The 9092-nt window shown below is 54.3% G+C and carries 4 protein-coding genes; all 4 read right to left on the bottom strand.

The window, feature by feature from the left end; translation table 11 throughout:
• On the bottom strand, nt 1-852 hold an 852-nt coding region (locus BUE76_RS23915; protein WP_254049519.1), incomplete at its 3' end, for an FG-GAP repeat domain-containing protein.
• Nucleotides 853-976: 124 nt separating this feature from the next.
• Nucleotides 977-4294, bottom strand: coding sequence for a VCBS repeat-containing protein (locus BUE76_RS03630; RefSeq protein WP_073047032.1), 3318 nt, complete (start codon nt 4292-4294; stop codon nt 977-979).
• An 83-nt stretch (nt 4295-4377) separates the two neighbouring features.
• The gene (locus BUE76_RS03625) at nt 4378-5910 is read right to left on the bottom strand and encodes a RagB/SusD family nutrient uptake outer membrane protein (RefSeq protein WP_073046926.1); all 1533 of its coding nucleotides are present in this window, start codon (nt 5908-5910) and stop codon (nt 4378-4380) included.
• Nucleotides 5911-5929: 19 nt separating this feature from the next.
• On the bottom strand, nt 5930-8953 hold the full coding sequence (locus BUE76_RS03620) for a SusC/RagA family TonB-linked outer membrane protein (protein ID WP_073046929.1): 3024 nt from the start codon (nt 8951-8953) through the stop codon (nt 5930-5932).
• Between the last annotated feature and the right edge of the window lie 139 nt (nt 8954-9092).

Here is a 9092-nt window from a genome sequence, read left to right as displayed (position 1 = left end):
AAGGTTGATATCGCCGATGGCAATGCCAAAGCCGTAACCAATGGCAGAGGAGTTGATGCCGGTGGAGGGGGTAACATCGACAAAAGCAGCCCCTCCCCGGCCCTCCCCGGTGGGGAGGGAGTTGGAGCCTCCGCTATTGAGGGATTGACTTGATTTGTTTCGCAGGGTCTTTCCTTCTCCCTCCCCACCGGGGAGGGCCGGGGAGGGGCTCCTGTTCTCATAAATCCGGTCGCCCGTCAGCGGGTGGGTGGTGCCCATAAACACTTTGCGCTCCGCAAAAGTGCCGTTCTGGTGCACCGAGTGGTTGAGGAGGTAGCAGTCGAGGTCGCCATCCAGGTCGTAATCAAAAAAAGCTGCCTGGGTGCTGAAGCCGGAAAAATCAAGGCCGTAAGCTGCGGCTTCATCTTGAAAATGAGGTATGCCATTGCGCAGGCCCTTGTTGATCAGGAGTTGGTTCTTGCCTTTGAGGGTTTCGAAATTGCCTACCCGGCACACGTAGATATCCAGCAGCCCGTCGGCATTGATATCCACTACCGATACACCGGTACTCCAGCCGCCGTCCTGGGGGATGCCCGCAGCTTGGGTCACGTCTTCAAACTTAAGTGCACCCTTGTTCAGGTAGAGTTTGTTCTGACCCTGGTTGGCCGAAAAGAACAGGTCGGTTTTGCCATCGCCGTTGAAATCGCCGGCACCCACGCCCGCCCCGTTGTAGAAATACATGTATTTGAACATGTTGAACTCGGGTGTGGCCTTGAGGGTATTGGTAAAGTGAAGCCCCGTCTGGTTGTGGTCGCGAACGGTGAACAGGGCCGGTTGCTTTTTGGTGGTGCAACCTGCGAGGATTTGGGCCACTAAGACACAAAGACAGAAAGGAAGCACGAAGAAAACCTTTGTGCTGCTTAGTGCCTTTGTGTCTTTGTGGCGAGAAAATATTGAGGTGAACACGATCAATCGATTAAGGTTTTCTGCAACAACATCACTTACGCTTTGCTACGGCTTGCAGCCGGGGACGAAACAATACCGGCTTTTCGTCGTTTTGCAAAAACAGGTACTGCATCCTGCCCTTACCCTGTACCGCCAAGATATCGCGCACCTGGCCGCGCAGCTCCACGCCCGATTCGTGGGGCTGGAGGTAGCGGAACCTGCCATTACCGGTATTGATCAGCACATGGCCAAAGGAAGCATCGAGCCTGCCAAACTGGGGCAGCAGGCCAAAGAGGTTGCCGCCCAGCATCAGGTCGGTAGCACCATCGCCGTTGATGTCGCGGGCAAGGATGGCATGTACCGATGACAACTGTACCGGCAAGGGTAGTTTCTCGATGCGGAACTTGCCGCCGCCTTCATTCCAGGCAATTACCGTCGAGGGATAATCAAAAGTTTTGACTTTGCTGGCTTCCACCTGCTTTCCGCTGAACAGGTCCTGTACGGAGCGGGCAGCAAAGGCTTCATGTTTAAGGTTTTCCTTGCGCAGGCTTACGATCTGCTCGGTGATCTCGCGCTTCAGGAAGACCGGCATATCCCTGCCCGCCACGGTGCGCGACAGGAGCTTATCGGTTACACCATTGCCATCAAAATCATTGACCCACAGCTTTACAGGACTGGTCTTGCCCGGACGCAGGTAGAAGTTCTCGCCGATATTGCCCAGCACCAGGTCGTCGTCGCCGTCGCCGTCGAGGTCGGCAGTTTCGAGGGCCTGCCACCATCCCTGCAAGGTATCGAGTGAGGTGCGCAAAGCCTTGAGGGTACCGCCCTGCCATTGCAGGATGCGGGGCGCCATCCATTCGCCGGCCACCACCAGTGCCGGGGCGCTGTTTTTAGCCAGGCGGATACCGGCAGCACCCGTGATCATACCCATCTGTGCAGCAGGGCCGCGCAGCAGGTTGGTAAAGTTGCCCTGCCCATTGTTGATAAACAATGCGCTGGCAGGATCGATGCCATAATCCTCCGGCATATTGCGGCCGCCAATAAACAGGTCGGTATCACCGTCCCCATCGGCATCCATAGCTACGGCTGCGGTGGTGTTCATGGTGGCGCCGGGGAGCGCATTTTGCGCCAGCGTGAAATTGCCCTTGCCGTCATTTTTAAACAACCTGTTTTGGCCGGCACCCACGAAGTCGGCTTTCTGGCTCATGCAGGCGCCTACAAAAAGGTCGGCATCGCCGTCCTTGTCGGCATCAAAAAATAGCGCACTTACATCTTCAAGTGGTGCAAAGCGTTCAAACTCAGGGTTGGGTCTTTTTACAAAACCACCACCCGCATTTTGCAGGTACAGTTGTCCCGACTGGCCGGCAGCACCGCTGATATACACATCTTCCAGCCCATCACCATTGACGTCGGCAGCGGCGGCCTTGGGCCCTTCGCGGCTGAGCAGGACTGGAATATTGCGTTCGTAATAAAAATCTACATAACTGTCCTCGACATGCTTGTCGAAACCCGACTCCAGCGAATCAAACAGTGGCTGTACGGCAGGTTTGGCAATGATAGCCCCACGCGACTTTGCATCCTTTTGCGCCAGCAGGAGCACCGTATCAACCGCAGGCTTTTGCACCACGCTCACCGAGCGGTCGGGCCAGGTAACCACCACCGAATCCACAACCGCATTTTTGCCTAAGCCTACCAACTGCTTATAATCAATTGATGACTGGAAGCCCCGGCTGGGTACCAGCTCACGGGTTTGCATCACGCCGCCGCTGTACACCCTGATGGTGCTGCCGATGGCAAAGCTGTTGGGCGCAGCCCCCTGCAGGCGGATGCCGATATAATGATCCTTGAGCTGCTCGCGGCTCTGGTTGCGGTACACAAAGGAAGGCATGTTCACATTGTTCACCACCAGGTCCAGGTCGCCGTCGTTGTCGAGGTCGCCATAGGCGGCACCATTGCTGAAGGAAGGGGTTGCGAGGCCCCAGGCCGTGGTTTCATCGCTGAAGCGCAGGTTGCCCCGGTTGCGGAACATCTGGTTGGGAATGGGCCTCGAAGGCATCTTGCCGATCACGCCGTCCACTTCGTCTTTCTTACCCGTGAGTACCATGTTCTGGATCACTTCGTTGGCAAAAAAGTCGATGAAATCCTGGTCGGTAACGTCGTGGTAAATGCCATTGCACACAAAAAGGTCGGAAAGGCCGTCGTTGTCGGCATCGAAGATGAGGCCGCCCCAGCTCCAGTCGGTGGCAGCCACCCCACTGTAAAATGCCGTTTCCAGAAACTTGCCCCCGCCATTGTTTACCTGCAGGGTATTTTGCTGAAACTGGTTGTAGAAGCCCGAACGCACCTTCAGCTGGTTGACATCCCAGTTTTCAAAAGAGGTGGTGGTGCGCAGGCGCAGGTCGTCGCCGGGCAGCATATCGGTGGTAAAAATATCGGGGTGCCCGTCGTTGTTGATATCGGCAATATCCGCACCCATCGAGGAGTGCGAAATGTGCTGTGTCCACTGCTCCAGTTCTTCCGAAAAGGTGCCGTCCTTTTTGTTGATGTAGAGGTAGTCGCGTTCAAAGAAGTCGTTGGAAATATAGATATCGGGATACTGGTCGCCGTTCACATCACCAACGGTTACCCCCAGGCCAAAGCCAATGAGGCTGCCATAGATATTGGCGGCTTCGCTTACATCGGTGAAATGGCCGCCGTCGTTGCGCAGCAGCTTGTCGCCACCACCTTTCACCACATCGGGCACGGGCCAGTTTTCGGCACGCAACTCGCGTTTGTTGGCGTAGTTGAGGGTATTTACCGGCAGAAATGAGTTCTTGAGAATATAACAGTCCAGGTCCCCGTCGAGGTCGTAATCAAAAAAGGCGGCATGGGTAGTATAGCCGCTTTCGGCGAGGCCCCATTTGGCGGCTTCTTCAGTAAACGTGCCGTTGCGGTTGTTGATGTACAGTTCGTTTTCGTTGGAAATACCTTTCTGGTAACCGGCATTGCACACGTAAATGTCGAGCCATCCATCGCTGTTGATGTCCACCATCACCACGCCGGTGCCCCATTTACCGCTGGCCTTGAATCCTGCCTTAGTGGTGATATCTTCAAACTTCCAGTTGCCCTTGTTCAGGTACAGTTTGTTATCGCTCCTGTTGGCGGTAAAGAACACATCAGCGAGGCCATCGTTATTGATATCGCCGATGGCCACACCACCGCCGTTGTAGAAGTTGCGGTAGCTGAACACATTGAATTTGGCATCGTGTTCCACCTTGTTGGTAAAATTGATACCACTGTTTTCCTGCAACTGGAACAACCCGTTGGCAGGAAGCTCCGGTTTTTTCCCACAAGCCAGCAGCAAACACAGAAGCCACAAATAGTTTTTCATACGCACCGGAAAGCTATGATAAGGGATAAGAAAAAAGGCCATTTCACAATGACCTTTTTTCTTAAAATAAATAGACAAGAGAGTTATTGCGCGTATCCAGGGTTTTGCTTCAGGTTGGGGTTAACCGCCAAGGCATTACCAGGGATGGGGAATACCAGGTATTTCACATCCGACTTGTTGGGCTTGGTAGGTCCGTAGGGGTCCAGGAATTTACCAAAGCGCACCAGGTCGTTCCTGCGCCAGCTTTCCCAGTACAGTTCGCGGCCACGCTCATCGAGCAGGTTGTCGGTGGTTACCGCAGCCAGCTGCGAAGCACCCCGCTTGGCCCTGATCTGGTTAACGATGGCAAGGGCAGCACCGGCATTTCCTTTACGCAGCTGGGCTTCGGCTACCATCAGCATCACGTCGGCGTAGCGCAGCAGCACATAGTCGTTGCTGGCCACATCTTTAGGCGCCGAGTAGTCGGGCTTCATGTCGGGAACGTATTTCACCACCCGGATACCAGGCAGCTCTACGTTGCCGGTAACAATGGGGGTAATTTCCCGGGTAAACACCAGCGGGTTGCCGGCACGATCTTTCAGGGGCACGCCACCTTTGCCAAACTGCTGGCCCACCAGCAGGCCAACACGCATACCCGTGCTGTCGGTAAAGCGCGGGAAGGCAATACCGCGACGCTGGTCGGTAGCTTCAAACTTGTCGTAGAAAGTAGCCAAAGTGGTAAAGCCGTTCCAGCCACTGGGGTTCTGGTTGTAGTGGGTAGATGCGAAATAGTGGAAACGCACGTTACCAGCATCAGTTTCCGTATTCTGGTTGGCGAAGATGATTTCCTTCGAAGTTTCGGAGTTCTCAGGCGTAAACTGCGTGAAGAAATTATCATCCAGCTGGAAACGCCCGCTATTGATAATCTCATTGCCCAACGCAATTACTTGGTCCATATCGGCAGCAGCAAAAGTGGGCTGCTGGCGGTTGGCATATACGCCACGGTTGAGGTAGCACTTCATCAGCAGGGCACGGGCTGCAGCCTTATTGGCGCGGTACACCGGCGCTTCGGGCAGGTTGGGCAGGGCCGCCTGCAGGTCGGCGATGATGCGGTCGAGGGCAGCAGTACCCTGCAGCACCTGTGCGGGCAGCAGCAGGTTCTCGCCTGGCTCGCGCACTGGCACCTGGTCGTACAGGTCCAGCACATAGAACATGGCATAGGCACGCAGCATACGGGCTTCGGCGGCTACGCTGGCGCTGGGGTTAAAGTCGAGCACGTTGGTAGCGTTGAAAACAATCTGCAACAGGTTGTTGAAGTTGTCTACAATACGCTGGTTGGAGGCTGTCCAGTTGTGGGTGTGCAGCACACGCCATACACCGTTATCGTCCCAGTCGCCGCCACGTGTTGGCCCGATGGCGTCGTCCGAGGTCATGTCCTGCAGGGAGAACACACCGGTCTGGTCCTGGAAAGGTCCGCGGAAAGAGTTATAGGCACCGCGCAACAAACCGGGAATATCGGCATTGCGGCGGAAGTCTTCTTCAGGAATGGTTGCGTTGATCTTTGGGTCAAGCTTGGTACAACTTGCCATACCGGCGAGCACGGCACCAACTACCATTGTTTTTATAATAGGTTTCATATCAACAATCGTTTTTTGTTTACAAAGAAAAGTTAGCACCAATAGTGAATGTACGGGCCGAAGGATACGGCGTGTACTCGATACCAAAGGAAGGCACGTCGTTGATGGGACGGGGGCTGTTCACTTCGGGGTCGAAACCACTGTAGTTGGTGATCACAAAAAGGTTCTGGCCTGTTACGAAAACATTTACGCCACGGAAAAGTTTACCAATATTACCCACATTGTAGCCCAGTGTGGCATTGGCCATTTTAAAGTAGTCGCCTTTCTCGAGGTAGCGGTCAGACACAGGCTGCGAGTTGGCGCGGTTTTCCAGCTGCGCAGGATTATATACGGAATTTGCAACGTTACGGTTGCCACCGATATTACCAATGGCCAGGGCTGCCTGCGTGGTGTTGTTATAAATGTAGTGACCCAGTGCACCGTTCATGTTGGCGGTAAAAGAAAACTTCTTGTAACCAACGTTGGCAGTGAAGCCCAGCAGGGTGGTAGGGTTGGGGCTGCCGGCATAACGGCGGTTGGCAGGATCGTTGGCATCGCCACCTTCAAACTGCGCATTGCCGTCGCGGTCCAGACCCAGGTAGTGGGCCAGGCTGTACGAGTACAGGGGACGGTCGTTGAGGAACTGCTGTGCAAAAGCACCGGTCAAACCCTGGCCGCTGATGGCACCGGTTTGGATCAGGAGGCGGTTGCCACCGGTGGCGTTGGCAAAGTCCTTCAGGCGGTTCTGCAGGAAGCTTACGTTTACACCCAGGTCAACATTGAAATCGCTTTTGTTCACTACAGAACCGTTCAGGGAAAATTCTATTCCCGAGTTCTGTACATAACCAAAGGGCAGGTTAGACCAGTAGCGGGCGGCAGGCGCCGGCGGAATGGCTTCAAAGTTGAACAGCAGGTCGTCGGTGCGGCGGAAGAAGTATTCCAGGCTACCGCTGAGGCGGTTGCGGAGGATACCAAAGTCAACAGCCACGTTGGTAGTGGTAGTGGTTTCCCATTTCAGGTCGGGGTTGCCTACGTTGGCCTGGCGGATAGCGCCATTACCTTCGCCGGTGTATTCAAACACGTCGAGGGCAGCACCTGCAGGGAACTCCTGGTTGCCCGTACGGCCCCAGCCGGCACGCAGCTTCAGGTTGTTGAAGAAGGAACCTTTTACAAAATCTTCATTGCCAATATTCCAGGCGCCGGCAAAGGCAGGGAAGTAGCCGTATTTATTATTACCACCAAACTTGTTCGATCCATCGGCACGGAAAGTACCGGTAAGGATAAAGCGGTCGTTGATGTTTACGTTGGCACGGGCAAAATAAGACTGCAGTTCAACGGTAGGATCGGCAAAAGATCCAAAGTTGCGCTGGGTACGCGAAGAGCCCTGGAACACATTGGTGTAAGGACGGGCGTTGGAAGTAAAACCAATACCATTGAGGTTTACACCCTGGGCATCAAAACGCTGGAACTCGTAACCTACCAGGGCAGTCAGGTTCAGCTTATCGCTGATCTCCTTTGTATAATTCAGCGTGTGGGTGAGCTGGCTGCTCATGGTTTCGTTGTTGGAGTAGTATGCCTGGCCACCATTGGTGCGAACGGCATTTACTTCCGACTGGTTGGAAACCTGCGAGCGGCGGATACCGGTACCATAGTTCAGACCCAGGATCATGCGGTATTCCAGGTCGTTGGTGATCTTGAAATAAGGCGTTACCGAAGCCAGGATGGAAGTCACTTTGGCCTTGTCGCTGTAAAACTCGGAAGTAGCCAGCGGGTTATAGGCTGTGGCAGGGAAACCATCGGTAGCCGTATAGTTCAGGTTGAGCGAACCATCGGCCTTACGCAAAGGGCGGGTGGGGTTCCACTGGAGGGCCTGGCCAATCAAGCTGCCTTCAAAACCAGCGCTGGAAGTTACCGGCGCCAGGTCTTCGCGCTGCTGCGAGGCAATAATGTTGAAGTCCAAACCCAGGCGCTTGCTTTCCAGGAATTTGAAGCCACCATTGAAATTGCTCACCATGCGCTTGAGGCCTGAACCAATTACGATACCTTTTTGATCGAGGTAACCCAGCGACAGGCGGTAGCGGCCGCTTTCGTTGCCACCACCAACGGCTACGTTGTAGTTCTGTACACCAGCAGAGCGGGTGATTTCATCCATGGCGTCTACATTAGCTCCATAGTTGTTGGCATTGGAAATACCATAAGTCTGCAGGGCAGCACGGTATTCGTTGCCATCCAGTACATCGATTTGGCGAAGCATATTGCTTACACCAGCCGACACACTAAAATCAATTTTGGGCGCACCGCTCTGGCCACGCTTGGTGGTGATGAGCACCACACCGTTGGCAGCACGCGAACCATAGATGGCAGCCGCGGAGGCATCCTTCAGTACGTCGATGCTGGCGATGTCGTTGGGGTTGATAAAGTTGAGGGGGTTGCCTTCGGGGGTTCCACCCAGGCCGCCGGGAGCATCAAAGCCGGGGCGGGCCGAGTTACCTGAAAGGGGCACACCATCTACTACAAAGAGGGGCTGGTTGCCGGTACGTACCGAAGAGGCGCCACGGATACGAACACTAACGGCAGCACCGGGCTGGCCGCTGTTGTTGAGGATCTGCACACCGGCTACCTTACCCTGGATCAACTGGTCGGGCGACACTTGCACACCCTTATTGAAATCCTTGGAAGTAACCGTGGCAATGGAACCGGTAACGTCTTTACGACGCTGGGTGCCATAACCCACTACCACTACCTCGTTGAGGTTGGCTGCGGCAGTTTCCAGGGTTACGTTTACAGCGCTGCCGGAGATTGGCAGGTCCTGTTCGCCGTAACCTACGGCAGTGATGGAAAGAGATTTTGCATTTTCGGGAACTGACAGGCTGTAATTGCCATTGGCATCCGTTTGGGTACCTACTGCGGTACCTTTAGCCACTACTGATACACCGGCAATACCCTGACCGCGGCTATCAGTAATCCTTCCGGTTACCGTGCGGGTTTGGGCGTTTGCGGGGAGTGCATACACAAGGGTAAGCACAAACAGCCCTACGGCTGCGAGCAATCGTTTGAAGTTCATATTGCAGAGGTTTACGTTAGTTGATCTAATAACGATTTAGCTCAACCGTTTTTAAATCGTGTACAAAATACATGGATTCAGAGAAAACAAAAAAATTTAATAAAGTTTTATCCTTATTCAACCTGAAGCCTTCATTTCA

This window comes from Cnuella takakiae (assembly GCF_001953305.1).
GTDB lineage: Bacteria > Bacteroidota > Bacteroidia > Chitinophagales > Chitinophagaceae > Flavisolibacter > Flavisolibacter takakiae.
Note: the sequence above shows the minus strand (reverse complement) of the source record. Positions and strands in the feature narration are given on the sequence as shown.